Source organism: Bradyrhizobium sp. (genome assembly GCF_049581145.1).
In the GTDB taxonomy this organism is placed as follows: Bacteria; Pseudomonadota; Alphaproteobacteria; order Rhizobiales; family Xanthobacteraceae; genus Bradyrhizobium.
Map to the genome: position 1 here is coordinate 1 of NZ_JBAURI010000897.1, position 17,840 is coordinate 17,840.

A 17,840-nucleotide genomic window follows, 5' to 3' on the forward strand; every position below is an offset into this window, starting at 1 on the left:
GGCAGGTGGCGCCGCGCCGTCCGACTGGTCGCCACGCACGGAGAAGGTCTTGATCGGGCGCGGCTGGCCGCTCGGCAACGTGCCGTTGTTCGGTATCCCGGTGCCGCCGCTGCTGGCGACCGGGGGCGTGCCGGGCGCAACGCTCGAGGGCGTCGGCGGATTGGCGTTCTGGTTCAACGACGGAAACACCACCCGGGGACCGCCCGAACTGGCGTTGACATCGACCGGTGCCTCCTCACGGGGAACAATCTGCTCGGTCCCGTCGCTGCTTGCCAGGCGATCCGGCACTTTGGAGCTGTCCGGTTGCGCCGGCATGATCTTGGTCGGGCTGTTATCGGCCCGGATGATCGGCGGTTCGCCGCTATGGCCCGATCCGACGAAGCTGCGATAGGCGTAAGCGCCGCCCACGCCGACGACGGCCAGCACCAGTATGGCGACAACCGCGACGAGGCCGCCACGGCGCTTTCCGCCCCGCTCTTCCTCGTCCTCTTCCTCGTCATAACCATCCTGATAGGCGTAGGGATCATCCGGATAAGCCGGCTCACGCTGAAGATCCTGCGCGCCGGCATCGAGCTGCCCAAACAGCGCATCGTCATAGCGTGCAGGATCGAGCTCGTCCTCCGCCTCGGCGAAGGCAGGCTCGTCATGCGGATAATCCCGATCGGGCGCAGCTGGTTGGCCGCCATAGCGAAGCGGCGGACGTGATGAAGCCATGTAACCCTGCTCCTCTTCTTGCTGACCGGGAGGAGCCTCTCTCGGCATTTCCCTTGCGTTCGAGCGATGCATCCAGGGTGGCGGATTGGCCACAGGAGCCTGCTCATCTTCAGCCGGCCGCTCGTATTGCTCGTGCGGCGCTGGACGCGGCTGCGCCGGCGAATTACCTCTGCCTTGATTGCCGAACGGATCGGTCTGACCGATCAGGCGAGCGAGTTCGGCCAACGGATCGTTCTCGCTCCGTTGCGGCCCACGCTGGTCGCCGCCGCGATCGTGAGCGCCGGCGGGGAAAGCTCTGTCCTGGTATCGGTCAGCCATGACGATGAATTGATCCCTTTGGGAAAGTCGCCCCCATCCAACGTTATAGGCGAGTCGGCCCGTGCCGGCCGCCACCCCCATCAGGGCGGCAATTGTTCCAGACTCCCCCGTCCTCGTCCAGACTATCGCATCTCGTCTGGAGCTTGGACGCCCAAGATGGCGAGCCCAGATGCCAGAACCAAGACGACAGCCTGGACCATCGCCAGTCGCGCCTTGGTCATTGCTGCATCATTATTGATAATGAAGCGTAAATAGGGCATATCCCGCCCCTTCGTCCAGAGCGCATGAAATTCGCTAGCTAAATCATAGAGGTAAAAAGCTATTCGGTGCGGCTCGTGGCCTGCCGCTGCGCTCTCGATCAGCCGAGGATAGAGCGCCAGCCGCTTGAGCAGATCGAGTTCGGCCGGGTCGGTCAGCCGCTCGACCGGGGCGGCTGCGAGGTAAGCCAGCCGCGCGGCGCCGTCTTGCGGCAGGTCGGCAAGCACCTCTTCCCGGGCGTTGCGGAAGATCGAGTGGCCGCGCGCATGGCCGTATTGCACGTAATAGACCGGGTTTTCTTTCGACTCGTCGATCACCTTGGCGAGGTCGAAATCGAGCACCGCGTCGTTCTTGCGGTAGAGCATCATGAAGCGGACGGCATCCTTGCCGACCTCGTCGACCACTTCGCGCAAGGTGACGAAATCGCCGGAGCGTTTCGACATCTTGACCGGCTCGCCTTTGCGCAACAGCCTGACGAGCTGCACGACCTTGACATCGAGCGTGGCCTGGCCGGCGGTGACGGCCTTCACCGCCGCCTGCATGCGCTTGATATAGCCGCCGTGATCGGCGCCGAACACGTCGATCAGATCAGCGAAGCCGCGGTCGAACTTGTTCTTGTGGTTGGCGATGTCGGAGGCGAAATAGGTGTAGGAACCGTCCGACTTGATCAGCGGACGATCGACATCGTCGCCATAGGCGGTGGCGCGGAACAGCGTCTGGATCCGATCCTCGTAGTCCTCAAGCGGGCCGCCCTTCGGCGGCGGCAGCCGACCTTCATAGATATCGCCGCGCGCGCGCAGGAAGTCGATCGTCTCGGCGACCTTGTTGTTGCCACCCTCGATCAGCGAGCGCTCGGAGAAGAACACATCGTGCTTGATGTTGAGCGCGGCGAGATCACCCTTGATCTCGTCCATCATCATCGCGATGGCCTTGGCCCGCACGATCGGCAGCCATCGGGTTTCCGGCATTGCGCGGAGGGCGTCGCCATGTTCGGCTGCAAGCGCCTGCCCCACCGGCTTCAGATAGTCGCCGGGATAAAGCCCTTCCGGAATCGTGCCGATCTCTTCGCCGAGCGCCTCAAGATAGCGCAGGTAGGCCGAGCGCGCGAGCACGTCGACCTGCGCACCGGCGTCGTTGATGTAATATTCCCGCGTGACGTCGTGGCCGGCGAACTGAAGCAGGCTGCACAGCGCATCGCCGAAGACCGCACCCCGGCAGTGGCCGACATGCATCGGGCCGGTCGGATTGGCCGAGACATATTCGACGTTGACCTTGGCGCTCGCGGGCGACACCAGCCGGCCATACTTATCGCCCTCGCGCAGCACGGTGCGCAGCGCCTCCGCCCAGGCCGACGGCTGCAAAGTGAGATTGATGAAGCCGGGTCCGGCGACGTCGACGGCGGCGATCAGTTGATCCGCGCGCAGGCGGGCGGCGATCGCCTCCGCGAGTTCGCGCGGCTTTCTCTTCGCCTCCTTGGCCAACACCATCGCGGCATTGGTCGCCATGTCGCCATGCCCGGAATCGCGCGGCGGCTCGACCACGACCCGCGCAAAATCGATCCCCGCAGGCCAGTTGCCTTCGGCGGCCAGCGCGGCGCAGATCGCGTGCACGCGTGCGAGCACGTCGGCGAAGAGATGGAGCGGGGCGGGCTTGTCGACCATGGGCGCCGCCTAACGCAATTCCGGGGTCGAGTCAAAAAGCCTGTGATGTTCCATGAGGGCGAAACGATCGGTCATTCCGGCGATGAAATTGCCGATCCGCCGGGCGCGTGCGGGGGCGGACTCGGGCTCGGCGCCCTCGCGCCATTCGGCCGGCAGGGTCTGCCCGTCATCCAGGTAGCGGCCGAAGAGATCGCGCACGATCTTTTCGGCATCGCCCATGACGCGCATCACCCACTGATGCCGGTACATCCGCAGTTTCAGGAACGCCTTGATGCCGGCCTCGGCTTCAGCGACCGCGGGCGAAAACGAGATCAGCTGATCCCCGTAGCGCCGGACCTCGTCGACCGACCTCGGCTGAGCAATCTCCAGGCGTTTGCCGGCTTCCGAAATCACCGAGCCGATCAGGTAGGAGATCAGGCCGCGCACCAGTTCGGCCCCGCGCCGGGCCTCATCAAGGCTGGGATAGGCCCGGTCGATCGCCGCGATCATGTCGGCCGTCAAAGGTACGACCTTGAGGTCGTCGACCTCGAACAGGCCGGCGCGCAGCCCGTCGTCGATATCGTGGGCATCGTAGGCGATGTCGTCGGCAATCGCCGCCGCCTGCGCTTCCAACGACGCGAAGCTCCAGAGTTGCAGGTCGTAGACCGCGTCAAACTCGCGAATGCCGGCGGGAATACCGCTCTCGCGATAGCCGCCAAGCGGCGTGCCGTCGCGCTCGCACAACGGACCATTGTGCTTGACGACGCCCTCGAGGGCTTCCCAACTCAAATTGAGCCCGTCGAAATCAGGATAGCGATGTTCCAGCGCGGTGAGGACGCGCAGCGTCTGTGCGTTGTGGTCGAAACCGCCATGGACTTTCAGGCAGGCATCCAGCGCCCGCTCACCGGCATGCCCGAACGGCGGATGGCCGAGGTCATGGGCGAGCGCGAGCGTTTCGGTCAGATCCTCATCGAGCCCGAGCTGGCGCGCCAGCGCGCGGGCGATCTGTGCCACTTCCAGCGAGTGGGTCAGCCTGGTCCGGTAATGATCGCCTTCGTGAAAGATGAAGACCTGGGTCTTGTGCTTCAGGCGACGGAAAGCGGTCGAATGGATGACCCGGTCGCAATCCCGGCGGAACGGACTGCGGGTCCGGCTCGGCGGCTCCAAAAACAACCGTCCGCGGCTGAAATCCGGATCGCAGGCGTAGGGGGCGCGGGGGGCAGCCATTCCAACCGACACGATGGGTTGATCCCTTAAAGGTTTGATTCCCGGGGCTTGTGCACTTAACTATGATTGGTCGCCCGATACCAAATGAATTGGGCGCAAGCTGGCCGATATCAGCTGGCAAGCAAGAGATGATTTGCAGGAGATGATTGGCCATGACTGCCCCCGTCACCATCAGCGAGCGCGCTGCCCGCCGAATCGGGCAAATCCTCAAGAACGAGGGTGATGGCGCCATGCTGCGCATCTCGGTGGAGGGCGGCGGCTGTTCGGGCTTTCAGTATAAATTCGACGTCGACCATGCCCGGACCGAGGACGACCTCGTCATCGAGCGTGATCACGCGGTGGTGCTGGTCGACCCCGCTTCGGCGCCGTTTCTGGCCGGCTCCGAGGTCGATTTCGTCGACGACCTGATCGGGGCCTCATTCCGCGTGCACAATCCCAACGCCACCGCGTCGTGTGGCTGCGGCACCAGTTTTTCGGTCTGACGCAGCAGCGGCCGCGCCGTCAGGCGACCAGGGCCGAATTGGCCGGCTCCGAATCGGCGGACGCTGGAGGCGCGGAATTGCGTCCGATGGCGCGCAGCATGGCCGCCACCAGTGACGGCTTGCGCAGCGGTTTGGCCAGGAAATCCGACATACCCGCGTCCCGACACATTTTCACGTCGTCGGCAAAGGCGTTTGCGGTCAAGGCAATGATCGGTAGTGATGCCAGGCGGCCGCCGCGGGTGCGGATCGTCCTGGTTGCGGTCAAACCATCCATTTCCGGCATCCGCACATCCATCAGCACCATGTCGTATTCGCCATCGCACGCGGCTTGCACGGCCTGCAGGCCGTCGGGTACGATCCGCGTCTCCAGCGCGAACTCCCGCAACATCTTGGAGACCACCATCCGGTTGGTGGCATCGTCTTCCGCGATCAGAACCCGCAACGGGCGGCCGAGCGCCGCGATGCGGGCCTTCAGATCGTCTGCCCCGACGCGGTCGACACGCTGATCCGATATCGCCTTGTCGCTCCACGGCAACGACAAGCTAAAGCTGAATGTCGAGCCCTCGCCGGGCGAAGACGTGACGGCGATGCTGCCGCCCATCTGCTCGATGATGCGGCGGCAGATGGCAAGGCCGAGACCAGTCCCGCCGAACCTGCGGCTGATCGAACCGTCGGCCTGGGAAAAATCGGTGAACAGACGGTCGACCTGGTCCGGCGCAATGCCGATGCCGGTGTCACTGACACGCCAGTCCAGTCTCGCCAACAACTCGCCGCGCGACTGGCAGGTGACCCCGATCGTCACCTCGCCGCGTTCAGTGAACTTCACCGCGTTGGAGGCAAGGTTGAGCAGAACCTGACGGATCCTCGCAACGTCGCCTCGCAGCGTCGGCGGCAGTTTCGGATCGAGATCGATCCGCACCGTCAATCCCCTGCCGGTTGCGCTGCTGCGGACCACCGCCGCGACAGCCTCGACCAGGGCCAGGGGTGAAAAGTCGATCGCCTCGAATTCGAAGCGGCCGGCCTCCAGCTTGGAAAGATCCAGAATGTCATTGAGGATGCGCTGCAAATTGTCGCCGGACTCGCGAATGGTCACGACCGCTTCACGCTGCTCCGCATCGAGCTTGGTCTCGAGCAGCATGCTTGCCAGTCCGAGCACGCCGTTCATGGGGGTGCGTATTTCATGGCTCATGACCGCGAGGAAGCCCGACTTGGCCCGGTTCTCCGCCTCGGCACGTTCGGCACGGAAGCGTTCGGTCACGTCGCGCCCGACGCCACGATAGCCGAGGAATTGACCGCCATTATCGCGCGCTGGCTTGGCCGTCAGCGACCAAAGCCGGGACTCGCCCCCTGCGATCACGGGAAGACTGATATCATGCAGCGGTTCGTGCTGCTCCATCAAACCAGCAATGTTGGTGGCCGCCGTCGCCTCGCCCTTGCAAAGCGTCTCCAGCACGTCGCTGAAATGGGCGCCCTTCAGGAGCTGCAGCGGAATCTGCGCCACGTCGGCAAAGCGTTGCGGGACATGAATCAGCCGGCCCTCGGCATCGGTCTGCCACAGCCAATCGCTGGCATTTTCCTGAAAATCCTTGAGCAGCAGGGAAATGATCTCGGTCTGCCGCTCGAGTTGCAATTGCGCCTTCAGATTGTCGAAGAACAGACTGCCATGGGCCACCACATTGCGCGACATGAATATCGCGAACAGGAACAGAAAAACCGCCATGACAGCAAAGGGCGCGGTCCCGCAGCGCAGCAGCGCGATCGCGCAGGCGATCGTTATTGTCCACATGAAAGTCAGGCCGGCACGCGGATAGGTCGATAGCGAGAAGGCGCCCCCCGAGATCATGCCGGCCATCAGGCAGGTGATGATCAACTGGTCCATGGGCTCGACCCGATAGAACAGGACGATCGGCAAGGCGCCCCAGATCGCCGCCAGCAGAAATGCCTGCAGCACCATGTGCCGCAGAGCTCGCTCGGAAGCTTCCTTCAGTTGTCTGCGCCGCGAGCGCAGCCATGAACGAACCGCGAGCACGGCTACGGTCGCGACCAGCAGCGCCCAGACCGCCAGAAAGCCATTCGTGCCGGTGTTCCAGAAGACGCCCAGGACGACCGCGACGTTGGCCAGGTTGATGGTCATGGTGATCGGCGTGAGCTGTGCCGCCGCATCGACTTGCTGGCCCCGGATACGGCGCATCTCGCGCTCGCCGAGCGGTTCGTCGTCCGGCCTCGCATGGGCCACGAAGCCGCTGAGCCAAAGCAGAAATACGCCGAGCCGACCGTGCTGCGCGATCCGCTTTGTCGACCATTCACTGGACCAAATCATTGCCGCGCGGACCTTCCCCTTCAACATCATGGGATGGGGCACAGCGCGCTTACGGCACGTTAATTTGCGCCAATTTGCGGCTCCGTTATAGTACGGAGAGCATTCAAATACCGTCACGGCGGATTGCCCTGGACAGGTCATGAGCTGCCTTGACGGTCACCTGGCTCGCTTGGTCTAACACAGCCTTGGTTGGGGTCAGTCGGGGATTTCGATGCGCATTGCCACCTGGAACGTCAATTCGATCCGCCAGCGGCTCGAGCATCTGATGACCTGGTTGAAGGATTGCTCGCCGGATATCGTCTGCCTCCAGGAGATCAAGTGTACCGATGAGGCGTTTCCGCGCCTTGAGCTCGAAGCGCTCGGCTACAACGTGGTCACCCACGGCCAGAAGACATTCAACGGCGTAGCCCTGCTGTCGAAGCTGAAGTTCGACGAGACCAGGTCGGGCCTTGCCGGCGATGACGAGGACGCCCATGCGCGCTTCCTGGAGGGCGTGGTGACGCTGAAGCACGGCGTGCTCCGGATCGCTTGCCTCTATCTGCCCAATGGCAACCCAGCGAATACCGACAAATACCCCTATAAACTCAAATGGATGTCACGACTCCTTGAGTATTCACGGGAGCGGCTCAAGGCGGAGGAGCCGCTGGTGCTGGCTGGCGACTTCAACGTCATCCCGAGCGCCGACGACGTCTATAATCCGCCTGCCTGGGTCAATGACGCGCTGTTCCGCCCCAGCACCCGCGAGAGCTTTCAATCGCTGCTCGGTCTCGGCCTCACCGACGCGGTCCGCGCCGTCACCGACGCGCCCGGCCAGTACACCTTCTGGGACTACCAGGCCGGCGCCTGGCAGAAGAACTGGGGGCTGCGTATCGATCATCTCCTGCTGTCGCCGCAGGCGAGCGACCGGCTGAGCGATGTCGGCATCGACAGCTACGTTCGGGCCTGGGAGAAGCCGTCCGACCACGTCCCGGTATGGGCGGACCTGGATCTGGAGACGACGTGAGCGGCCGTCACGTCCAGATCCGGGACGCGAGAGCCCAAGATGCCGGCGCGGCCTGTGAGATCATGAGGCAATCGATCGCGCAACTATGTGGGGCCGATCATCATGACGATCGGATGATGCTGGAACGATGGTTGCGCAACAAGCGGCCCGACATCGTTGTTGGCTGGGCAAAGGAAGAGGGAAATTCGCCGCTGGTCGCCGTCGATGGCGACGCCGTGCTCGCCGTGGGATCAGTCAGGGATTCCGGGGAGATCACCCTGAATTATGTCGCGCCGGAAGCGCGGTTTCAGGGTGTCTCCAGCGCCCTGCTGGCCGCCCTGGAAGCACGGGCCGCCGCGCGCGGCAACGCGCGCTGCACATTGACCAGCACGGAAACCGCGCATCGCTTCTATCTGTCGCGCGGCTATGTCGATGAAGGGCCGCCGCGCGGACATTTCGGAACCAGCGCCGGCTATCCGATGTCAAAGCCGATCACAGCAAGCGCCTGATCTGCGATCATCGAGATCTGGCCGGAAAAACTGGCCGGGCAATCAATCCCGGCGGCCCTGCACCCAATGCTCGAGCATCTGCAGCGCCATGGCGCGGTCGTCCGCCGTGGAGCTGGCGATCGCGCGGTTGTAGCTTTCCTTGATCCAGGTCTCGTCCGGCCCGGCGCTGTCCCGCGCCAATGTCAGCCACATCAGGCCACGTGCAGGCTGCCGCGGCAGCCGCTCGCCGTTGAACAGCATCTGACCGAGCAACGCCTGAGCCTGATGCTGGCCCTTCTGGGCGGCAAGCCCAAGCCAGCGCGCGCCATAGGTGAAATCATCGCGCGACGCGTCAGGGGCTGCCAGATAGAGCCGCGCCAGATCGTATTGCGCATCGGCGTTGCCGAAATAGGACGCCGCGTAGGAAAACATCTCCCGCGCCCGATCCGGATCGGATTTGATCTTCGAATTTGGAATGCCGGTCAGGTAGTAGCGCCCGAGAGCGACAAAAGCGTTGGCGACGATCGCCGCTTGCGGTGCCGAGGGGCTGTCTTCGGCGTGCGCATTGGCGATGCGGCTGAAATATTCGAAGGCGCGCAGGTCGTCATGGGCGACGCCGTTGCCATCGGCATACATGCGGCCAAGCTTCCACTGCGCGAAAGGATGACCATCGTCTGCGGCATATTGCAGGGCAGTCAGCGAATTGTCTGGAGTAGCTGCCGGCTGGACGGGCTTTTTCAGCGCGCCGGTCGATCCCGCCTGCGCGGACATGCCGGCGATCGGTTGCTCCTGATTGACCGGGGCGCCGTCAAAGGCCAACGCCGGTGCAGCCAGCGGCGCGCTCCCCAACATCAACGCAAGAATGATACGCTCAAATGTTCGCATAACACTGCTTCTCGTGCGCACCACCCGGGTGGGTTACGGCCCCAGCCACAGCCGGCCCAACCTGTTGGGCATATTTCCAGAGCGCGCCCGACGTATGGTTGGTCTCGCGCGGCTTCCATTTGGTCTTGCGTTCGGCGATTTCCGCCTCGCTCAATTTTACGTTAAGTGTGCCCTCGACAGCATCGATCTCGATGATGTCCCCGTCCCTGAGGAGCCCGATCGGTCCACCTACCGCAGCCTCCGGCCCGACATGGCCGATGCAGAAGCCGCGGGTGGCGCCCGAAAACCGTCCATCGGTGATAAGTGCGATCTTGCCGCCCATGCCCTGCCCGGTCAGCGCCGCCGTGGTGGAGAGCATCTCCCGCATGCCGGGCCCGCCGCGCGGTCCCTCGTAGCGGATGACGAGGACCTCGCCTTCCTGGTAGGTCCGCTTCTGCACCGCCTCGAAGGCGTCCTCTTCCCGGTCGAAACAGCGAGCCGGTCCTGAAAATTTCAAATTCGACATGCCCGCGACCTTCACGATCGCGCCTTCGGGCGCAAGATTACCTTTCAAGCCGACGACGCCACCGGTGATGGTGATCGGCTTGTCAGCAGGCCGCACCACGTCCTGGTGCGGATTCCATTTCACCCCTTTGAGATTTTCTGCAATCGTCCGGCCGGTGACCGTCAAGCAGTCGCCGTGCAAATGGCCATTATCGAGCAGTGTCTTCATCAGAAGCGGTATGCCACCAGCTTCAAACATGTCTTTGGCGACATAACGGCCACCGGGCTTCAAATCCGCGATATACGGTGTCTTTTTGAAGATTTCTGCCACGTCGAACAGATCGAATTTGATACCCGCCTCATGCGCGATCGCAGGCAAGTGCAGCGCAGCATTAGTCGAACCGCCGGAAGCCGCGACCACGGCGGCGGCATTTTCCAGCGCGAGCCGGGTGACGATGTCGCGCGGCCGGATATTGGAGGCGATGAGCTCCATGACCTTCTCGCCTGCGGTCGTGCAGAAGGAATCCCGGATCTCGTAGGGCGCGGGAGCCCCCGCCGAATAGGGCAGCGCGAGCCCGATCGCCTCGGACACGGTCGCCATGGTGTTGGCAGTGAATTGTGCGCCGCATGCGCCAGCCGATGGACAGGCCACGCGTTCAATCTCGTCGAGATCGGCATCGGACATCTCGCCGACTGAATGCTTGCCAACGGCCTCGAACATGTCCTGCACCGTGACCTGCTGGCCGCGGAAATTACCTGGCAGGATCGAGCCGCCATAAATGAAGATCGAGGGCACGTTGAGGCGCAACATCGCCATCATCATGCCGGGCAGCGATTTGTCGCAGCCGGCAAGACCGACCAGCGCGTCATAGGCGTGGCCGCGGATGGTCAATTCCACGGAATCGGCAATGCATTCGCGCGACGGCAGTGAGGAGCGCATCCCATCATGCCCCATGGCGATACCATCGGTGACCGTGATGGTGCAGAACTCGCGCGGCGTTCCGCCGGCCGCCGCCACACCCTTCTTGACCGCCTGGGCCTGGCGCATCAGGGCGATGTTACAGGGGGCAGCCTCATTCCAGCATGACGCCACGCCGACGAATGGCTGATGAATCTGCTCCGTCGTCAGCCCCATCGCATAGAGGTACGACCGGTGCGGAGCCCGCTCGGGCCCTTCCGTCACGTGACGGCTCGGCAACCTCGTCTTGATGTTGGTCTTGGCGTCCATCGCGCGAACCTGTTCCCCGACAACGCCCAACAGACACAGAAGATCAAACCTCAGACAGGATTTGCCTCTTACGCGTGCAATGAACGTCGGCTCATAGGCAATTATTTCACGGAGGGGTGTGGCCAAAAAGCGGCGCGGAGGGGAACCAGGCCCAAATGGCGGCGGAATGTTCGACGAGTGTTGCGACCTCGCAACAATCGTGGCGGGACGGCAACCATTCTTGACCAGATGGACGTGCGCATCTGGAAGCACAATCAAAGGTAGATCACACAGTGGCCCGCTGGGCCAGAGATTCATCAGCTGGAGGGGGACGCTGTCTGGCGACGATCAGCCCTGGCGGCTTGACGCCCCGTTCATTCAACACCATCGAGTGGTCAAATGCGCTTTCAAACCGCCCCGTCGGACACAGGGCGCTCCCGTGAAATAGCAACCAGCGGTAGTCTGGGGTCGGCGACAACAGAATGCCGGTGGGCGGCCGGGAGCCGCCAGCCAAATGGGCAGCGCTGGTGTCCCACGATGATCACAAGATCGAGGCAGCTCATCAACGCGGCCGTTTCGGCAAGATCCGGTCGGGTGGCAGACCGTTTGAGCCGGGCCTTGTCATCGGGTCATGAGTTCTGTCCCGCCACAAAATCAAGGGCTATGCCGCCCTCACCGACTGCAGGAATTTGCCGACTTCAAGCCTGAGACGGCTGCTTTCGCCCGAGAGCGAGCGCGCCGCCGACAACACTTTCGTCGAGGCCGCTCCGGTTGCCCCGGATTCGCGCTCGACGTCGCCAATGTTTGAACTGACCCGGGTCGTGCCATCCGCCGCCTGCTGCACGTTGCGGGAGATTTCCCGCGTGGCCGCTTCCTGCTCCTGCACGGCCGACGCGATGGTTGCGGCGATTTCCGACATCTTCCCGATGGTGTCGCCGATCTCCTTGATCGCGGAGACCGAATCACCCGTGGCGGACTGGATGCCGTTGATCTGCTGGCTGATCTCTCCGGTCGCCTTCGCGGTCTGCTCGGCGAGCGCCTTGACCTCCGACGCGACCACCGCGAAGCCCCGTCCGGCCTCGCCGGCCCGGGCTGCCTCGATGGTCGCATTCAGGGCCAACAGATTGGTCTGGCCCGCGATCGTGTTGATCAGTTCGACGACATCGCCGATACGGGACGCAGCCTTGGCGAGTTCGCTGACGCGATCGTTGGTCTTGCGCGCCTGGCCGACGGCTTCGCCGGCAATGCGGGAGGATTCCTGGACCTGGCGGCCGATTTCGTTCACCGAGGACGCCAATTCATCGGTGGCCGATGCCACCGACTGCACGTTGGCCGAAGCCTCACCCGACGCCGACGACACCCTTGCCGCGAGTTCTCTCGAACGCTCTGCGGTCGAGGTCAGGGTCCCGGCCGAGCTTTCCAGGTCGTTGGAGGCGGAGGACACCGCCTCGACGATCTTGCCGATGACGGCCTCGAAGTCATTGGCAAGCTTCACGAGCACCTGCTTTCTTTCTTCTTCGAGTCTGACGGCATCGTGAATATCGACCAGCGAGCCGCAGGCCCGGCGCGGCTTGCGATTCTCGCCGAGCACAACGCCGCCGGTGGCCCTGAACCAGCGATATTCGCCGCTCTTGATCTTCAGACGGTATTTGACGTCGTAGCCTTTGCCAGACGCGCAGGTCGCCCCGAATGCTGCGAACGTGGCTGCGGCATCGTCTGGATGCAGCCGGTCGGACCATGACTGGACCACGTCCGGAAATTCACCAACGGTCCTGAAACCGAGCAGACGGCGGAATTCGCTGGACCAGGTCCAGCGCGCCTTCGGATGCATGGCGTCGCCTTCATGGAACACGGCATCCCATAGACCGATTCCGCAGTGCTGCACGAGGGTGTCGAGCCACTCGGCCTTGCTGACAAGATCGCTGTCGACAAAGAGATTCTTGAACACGTCCTGCGCCCCCAAAATGTTCCGGACCGATGGCGCTGAACATGGTCTCCAATTGCTTAAGACATTACGTTGATTTCCGGGCCGTACAATTACGGGCCAGCGATCGTCCAAGGTCTATTCGAGCTTGAGATCAGCGGCCTTGATCATAGGCCACCATTTGGCAATCTCCGACCGTTGCCACGCGCCGAGCGCGTCCGGGGTCAACTGATCCGTCGGCGGCATCTGCAACCCCAGGTTTTCGAGCTTTTTGCGCACTTCAGAATCGTTCATCGCATCGATCGCGGCGGCGTTGAGCTTCGTGACGATGTCCTGCGGCGTGCCCTTGGGCACCCACAAGCCCGACCACAGCGTCATGTGAAATGCCGGCAGCCCTGCTTCGTCGGTGGTCGGAATCTCCGGCGCGGACTCGACCCGCTTGTCACCGGTGACCGCATAGGCGCGAATCGCGCCGGCGCGCACCTGGGTGATGGAGTTGGCGGTCTGATCGACCATGACCTCGATCTGGCCGGCGACCAGATCGTTGAGTGCCGGAGCCGTGCCGCGATAGGGCACATATTGCAGCTTGATGCCGGCCGTGTTCTCGAAATAGAGGCCGGCGATGTGGCTGCCGGATCCGGCGCCGGCCGTGCCGGCCGTGGCCGGCTGAGGCCTGTTCTTCAGCCACGCAATCAATTCTGGTAGCGATTTCGCCGGCACCGCGTTGGTGCTGACGATGATCATCGGGTTGCTCGGCAGCAGTACCACCGGCTCCAGATCCGTCACGAGATCGTAAGGCAGCTTGTAGACCGCGCCATTTGCGACGTGGGTGCCGAGGTGGCCGAAGCTGACCGTATAACCATCCGGGGTTGCATGCACGACGCGGCCGACGCCGATCGAACCGCCCGCGCCCGTGACGTTCTCGATCAGGATGGCCTGACCGAGCGTCGTCTTCATGCGATCCCCGAGAATCCGGGCCATCGCGTCCGATGGTCCGCCGGCGGCGAACGGGACCACGATGGTGATCGGATGCGAAGGAAACTGGTCAGCGTGCGCGCGGCCGCCGAACACAATCAAGGCGAGCAACGCCGCCAATAATGTTCGCATCACAACCTCCGCGAAGTCCCCACACATCCTACAGTTTGGCGTAATCGATCGGCTGATGGCGATCAAGCGTGCGCGTTACCGGCGGCAGCGGATATTTCAGGCCGGTCGCACAATTGAACAGCATGACGCGATCGCTCTTGTTGACGCGGCCATCGGCCAGACTTTGTTGATAGGCTGCATAGGTCGCAGCCCCCTCGGGACACAACAGCAGGCCCTCATCTCGCGCGACGTCGTTGAGCGCAGCAGCGATCTTCTCATCGGAAACCGCGATCGCGAAGCCTTTGCTCTCGCGCACGGCGCGCAGGATCAGAAAATCTCCGATCGCCTGCGGCACGCGGATGCCGGAAGCAATGGTGTGGGCGTCCTCCCAGCGCGGCGCATGCTCCGTGCCATTCTCGAACGCGCGCACCATCGGTGCGCAGCCCGCCGCCTGCACCGCCACCATGCGCGGACGCTTGGAACCGATGAAGCCGATCGCTTCCAGTTCGGCGAACGCTTTCCACATGCCGATCAGGCCGGTGCCGCCGCCGGTCGGATAGAAGATCACGTCGGGCACATCCCAGCCGAGTTGCTCCGCGAGCTCCAGCCCCATCGTTTTCTTGCCCTCGATTCGGTAGGGCTCCTTCAGGGTCGAGGTGTCGAACCAGCCGGCCTTGGCCTTGCCCTCGCCGACGATCTTGCCGCAATCGTCGATCAGGCCGTTGACGCGATAGACGGTGGCGCCCTGCAGCTCGATCTCGCTGACATTCACTTCGGGCGTATCGGCGGGACAGAAGATCGTGGTCTTGATGCCGCAACTCGTCGCATAGGCCGCGAGCGCCGCGCCGGCGTTGCCGTTGGTCGGCATCGCCATGTGCTTGATTCCGAGCGCCTTTCCCATCGACACCGCCATCACGAGGCCGCGGGCCTTGAAGGAGCCGGTCGGCAAGCGCCCTTCGTCCTTGACGATGATCTCGGCGGCCCCGCCGAGTTTCCTGGCGAGCCTCGGCAGCCTGATCAGCGGCGTCATGACCTCACCGAGGCTGACAATGTCGGCGCATTTGCGCACCGGCAGCATCTCGCGGTAGCGCCACAGATCGGCGGGCCGCTGCGCCAGCGCGTCCTTGGTCAGCGCCTTCTTCACGCCTGCAAGATCATAACGGACCAGCAGCGGCTTGCCGGCCTTGGAGAGATTGTGAATCTGGTCGGCGGGATAATGATCGCCTTCCATGGCACATTCGAGATGGGTCACGAATGTCGGACGTTCGATCGTCAGATTGTCATTGTCTTTCACTGAGGTGGCCCTTCCAGATCTAGATGTTCAATACACGGCCATAGGCGTCGAGCACCGCTTCCTTCATCATCTCCGACAAGGTCGGATGCGGGAAGATGGTGTGCATCAACTCTTCCTCCGTCGTCTCCAGATTCATGGCCACGACGTAGCCCTGGATCAGTTCGGTCACTTCGGAGCCGATCATGTGTGCACCCAGCAGTTGTCCGGTCTTCTTGTCGAAGATCACCTTGACCAGCCCCTGGTCCTCGCCCAGCGCGATCGCCTTGCCGTTGCCGACGAACGGGAAGCGGCCGACGCGGACCTCGCGGCCGCCTTCCTTCGCCCTGGCTTCGGTCAGGCCGACGGAGGCGATTTGTGGATTGCAATAGGTGCAGCCGGGAATGAGATTCCTGTCCATCGGGTGAGGATCGAGGCCCTTGATCGCCTCGACGCAGACCACGCCCTCATGCTCGGCCTTGTGCGCCAGCATTGGCGGCCCTGCGACGTCGCCGATCGCATAGATGCCGGGCACATTGGTCTTGCAATGACCGTCGATCACGACGCAGCCGCGATCGGTCTTGACCCCGAGCTTTTCAAGCCCGAGGTTTTCGATGTTGCCGACCACGCCGACGGCGGAAATCACCCTTTCGAACTCGGCCGTGTGCGGCGCCTTGCCATCGTCGATGGTCGCAACAACGCTGTCGCTCTTCTTCTCCAGCTTGGTCACCCCGGTATTGCTGAGGATTTTGATGCCCTGTTTCTCGAAACGCTTGCGCGCCAGCCCGGCGATCTCCGCGTCCTCGGCGGGCAGGATTTGCGGCAGCACCTCGACCACCGTCACCTCAGAACCCATGGTGTGAAAGAAGGATGCGAACTCGATGCCGATCGCGCCGGAGCCGATCACCAGCAGCGACTTCGGAATCCGCTCCGGCACCATCGCCTCGAAATAGGTCCAGATCAGCTTCTTGTCGGGTTCGAGGCCCGGCAGCACGCGCGGCCGCGCGCCGGTCGCGACAATGATGTGCTTGGCCTGATAGACGCCCTCGCCCAGCGCGCCCTTCGGCGCTTCGGCGTCGGATTTGGTCACCGTGATCTTGCCGGGCGCGTCGATTGCGGCCTTGCCCCAGATCACCGGGACCTTGTTCTTCTTCATCAGAAAGCCGACGCCGTCGTTGAGGCGCTTGGAGACGCCGCGCGAGCGCTGTACCACGGCCTTGGCGTCGTAGGAGACCTTCTCCGCCGACAAGCCGTAATCCTTGGCATGCTGCATGTAGTGATAGATTTCCGCCGAGCGCAGCAGCGCCTTGGTCGGGATGCAGCCCCAGTTCAAGCAGATGCCGCCAAGATAGGATTTCTCGACGATCGCGGTCTTGAGCCCGAGTTGTGCCGAGCGGATCGCGGTGACATAGCCGCCAGGCCCTGAGCCGATGATGATGACGTCGAAGGAAGTGTCGGCCATTGCGGCTCCTCAGATCAGATCCATTTTGCAGGCGACCGTGCGCCAAAGCTTCTTAGTATCAGGTGATGAGACAGCATCGCCGCAGCGAGGGCGCCGAAGCGCCATATACAGCCAACCACGGCAGCCAGAGGACGGATGCCAACGCGTCTTCGCCCGACTCTGCGGCGAGCACCGACCACCGAAAAGAAAGATAGAGCGCCAGCAGGAAATCACAACCTGCGATCACGCGGTGCATGCGGGCCGCCTCGGGCGCTACACCATCATCATCACGGGGTTCTCGATCAGCATCTTGAACGCGCCGATCAGCTCGGCGCCCAGCGCGCCGTCGATCGCGCGGTGATCGCAGGATAAGGTTACGCTCATCATCTGCGCGATCTCGATCTTGCCGCTGCGCACCACCGGCCGTTCGTCGCTGGTACCCACCGCCAGGATCGTGGCATGCGGCGGGTTGATCACGGCGGTGAAGTGGTTGATGCCGTACATGCCGAGATTGGACACCGCGGTGGTGCCGCCCTGGTATTCCTCGGGCTTGAGCTTGCGGGCGCGCGCGCGCGCGGCAAAATCCTTCATCTCGCTGGAGATGGTCGACAGCGACTTGGTCTCGGCTTTGCGGATGATCGGCGTGATCAACCCGCCAGGCATCGCGACGGCAACGCCGATGTCGGAATGCTTGTGCTTGACCATACCGCCTTCGGTCCAGCTCACATTGCAATCGGGAATCCGCTGCAGCGCGACCGCCATCGCCTTGATGACGAAGTCGTTGACCGAGAGCTTGTAGAGCGGCTTCTTGTCCTTGTCGGTCGGCGCCGACTTGTTGATCTCCTCGCGCGCGGTGATCAGCTTGCCGATGTCGCAGTCGATCGTGAGATAGAAGTGCGGAATGGTCTGGATCGCCGCGGTCAGTCTCTGCGCAATGGTGCGGCGCATACCGTCATGCGGCACGATTTCGTAGCTTCCCGGCTCGAACAGCGCGAGGACCTGCTTGTCCGACATCGACGGAGCCAGCGCGGGTCCGGCGGACGGTGCCGCGGCCGGTGCCTTCAGCCCCTTGCCGGATTTCGCCTCGTCGACGTCGCGGGCGATGATGCGCCCGT

14 protein-coding genes and 1 pseudogene are annotated in these 17,840 nt (G+C 63.2%); 3 read left to right on the plus strand and 12 right to left on the minus strand.

The features are described 5' to 3' along the window. From WCB02_RS29430 to WCB02_RS29440, 3 genes and pseudogenes are all read right to left on the minus strand, one after another. Positions 1-714 (minus strand): annotated as a pseudogene (locus WCB02_RS29430) (SPOR domain-containing protein); the annotation flags it as partial. 440 nt (positions 715-1,154) lie between these two features. Next, the gene (gene argS / locus WCB02_RS29435; protein WP_423963388.1) at positions 1,155-2,951 is read right to left on the minus strand and encodes an arginine--tRNA ligase; all 1,797 of its coding nucleotides are present in this window, start codon (positions 2,949-2,951) and stop codon (positions 1,155-1,157) included. A 9-nt stretch (positions 2,952-2,960) separates the two neighbouring features. Continuing rightward, a complete protein-coding gene (locus WCB02_RS29440; protein WP_423963390.1) occupies positions 2,961-4,157 on the minus strand; it encodes a deoxyguanosinetriphosphate triphosphohydrolase in 1,197 nt (398 codons plus the stop codon). A gap of 152 nt (positions 4,158-4,309) precedes the next feature. On the opposite strand from WCB02_RS29440, the gene erpA reads away from it, so the two are divergent. Continuing rightward, positions 4,310-4,639, plus strand: coding sequence for an iron-sulfur cluster insertion protein ErpA (gene erpA, locus WCB02_RS29445; RefSeq protein WP_423963392.1), 330 nt, complete (start codon positions 4,310-4,312; stop codon positions 4,637-4,639). 19 nt (positions 4,640-4,658) lie between these two features. Here the strand turns inward: erpA and WCB02_RS29450 are convergent, their stop codons facing one another. Continuing rightward, complete coding sequence (locus WCB02_RS29450) at positions 4,659-6,959, minus strand: ATP-binding protein (RefSeq protein WP_423963396.1); 2,301 nt, start codon at positions 6,957-6,959, stop codon at positions 4,659-4,661. A 211-nt stretch (positions 6,960-7,170) separates the two neighbouring features. Here WCB02_RS29450 and xth point away from each other — a divergent pair, with 211 nt between their 5' ends. After that, complete coding sequence (xth, locus tag WCB02_RS29455; RefSeq protein ID WP_423963399.1) at positions 7,171-7,962, plus strand: exodeoxyribonuclease III; 792 nt, start codon at positions 7,171-7,173, stop codon at positions 7,960-7,962. Further along, a complete protein-coding gene (locus WCB02_RS29460) occupies positions 7,959-8,450 on the plus strand; it encodes a GNAT family N-acetyltransferase (protein WP_423963402.1) in 492 nt (163 codons plus the stop codon). The genes xth and WCB02_RS29460 overlap by 4 nt, the downstream gene beginning before the upstream one ends. Positions 8,451-8,492: 42 nt before the next feature. Here WCB02_RS29460 and WCB02_RS29465 read toward each other — a convergent pair whose 3' ends face one another. From WCB02_RS29465 to WCB02_RS29500, 8 genes are all read right to left on the minus strand, one after another. Further along, entirely contained in the window at positions 8,493-9,314 is an 822-nt protein-coding gene (locus tag WCB02_RS29465; RefSeq protein WP_423963404.1) for a tetratricopeptide repeat protein, read from the minus strand. Next, positions 9,301-11,025 (minus strand): dihydroxy-acid dehydratase, encoded by a 1,725-nt coding sequence (ilvD, locus tag WCB02_RS29470; RefSeq protein ID WP_423963406.1) that lies wholly within the window; start codon positions 11,023-11,025, stop codon positions 9,301-9,303. The genes WCB02_RS29465 and ilvD overlap by 14 nt, the downstream gene beginning before the upstream one ends. Positions 11,026-11,665: 640 nt before the next feature. After that, the gene (locus tag WCB02_RS29475; protein ID WP_423963419.1) at positions 11,666-12,835 is read right to left on the minus strand and encodes a methyl-accepting chemotaxis protein; all 1,170 of its coding nucleotides are present in this window, start codon (positions 12,833-12,835) and stop codon (positions 11,666-11,668) included. 231 nt (positions 12,836-13,066) lie between these two features. Then, positions 13,067-14,035, minus strand: coding sequence for a tripartite tricarboxylate transporter substrate binding protein BugD (locus WCB02_RS29480; protein WP_423963408.1), 969 nt, complete (start codon positions 14,033-14,035; stop codon positions 13,067-13,069). Positions 14,036-14,063: 28 nt separating this feature from the next. Next, on the minus strand, positions 14,064-15,308 hold the full coding sequence (locus WCB02_RS29485; protein WP_423963410.1) for a threonine synthase: 1,245 nt from the start codon (positions 15,306-15,308) through the stop codon (positions 14,064-14,066). 19 nt (positions 15,309-15,327) lie between these two features. Continuing rightward, positions 15,328-16,746 (minus strand): dihydrolipoyl dehydrogenase, encoded by a 1,419-nt coding sequence (gene lpdA, locus WCB02_RS29490; RefSeq protein ID WP_423963413.1) that lies wholly within the window; start codon positions 16,744-16,746, stop codon positions 15,328-15,330. A gap of 58 nt (positions 16,747-16,804) precedes the next feature. After that, complete coding sequence (locus WCB02_RS29495; RefSeq protein WP_423963415.1) at positions 16,805-16,981, minus strand: hypothetical protein; 177 nt, start codon at positions 16,979-16,981, stop codon at positions 16,805-16,807. Between the two features lie 17 nt (positions 16,982-16,998). Beyond that, positions 16,999-17,840, minus strand: an 842-nt coding sequence (locus WCB02_RS29500) for a 2-oxo acid dehydrogenase subunit E2 (protein ID WP_423963417.1), incomplete at its 5' end; no start/stop codon positions are given.

Coding starts and splice junctions, on each gene's coding strand:
- lpdA (WP_423963413.1), bottom strand. CDS start 16,746: ATGGCCGACACTTCCTTCGACGTCATCATCATCGGCTCAGGGCCTGGC.
- WCB02_RS29440 (WP_423963390.1), bottom strand. CDS start 4,157: ATGGCTGCCCCCCGCGCCCCCTACGCCTGCGATCCGGATTTCAGCCGC.
- WCB02_RS29450 (WP_423963396.1), bottom strand. CDS start 6,959: ATGATTTGGTCCAGTGAATGGTCGACAAAGCGGATCGCGCAGCACGGT.
- erpA (WP_423963392.1), top strand. CDS start 4,310: ATGACTGCCCCCGTCACCATCAGCGAGCGCGCTGCCCGCCGAATCGGG.
- WCB02_RS29480 (WP_423963408.1), bottom strand. CDS start 14,035: ATGCGAACATTATTGGCGGCGTTGCTCGCCTTGATTGTGTTCGGCGGC.
- argS (WP_423963388.1), bottom strand. CDS start 2,951: ATGGTCGACAAGCCCGCCCCGCTCCATCTCTTCGCCGACGTGCTCGCA.
- WCB02_RS29475 (WP_423963419.1), bottom strand. CDS start 12,835: ATGCATCCGAAGGCGCGCTGGACCTGGTCCAGCGAATTCCGCCGTCTG.
- xth (WP_423963399.1), top strand. CDS start 7,171: ATGCGCATTGCCACCTGGAACGTCAATTCGATCCGCCAGCGGCTCGAG.
- ilvD (WP_423963406.1), bottom strand. CDS start 11,025: ATGGACGCCAAGACCAACATCAAGACGAGGTTGCCGAGCCGTCACGTG.
- WCB02_RS29465 (WP_423963404.1), bottom strand. CDS start 9,314: ATGCGAACATTTGAGCGTATCATTCTTGCGTTGATGTTGGGGAGCGCG.
- WCB02_RS29495 (WP_423963415.1), bottom strand. CDS start 16,981: ATGCACCGCGTGATCGCAGGTTGTGATTTCCTGCTGGCGCTCTATCTT.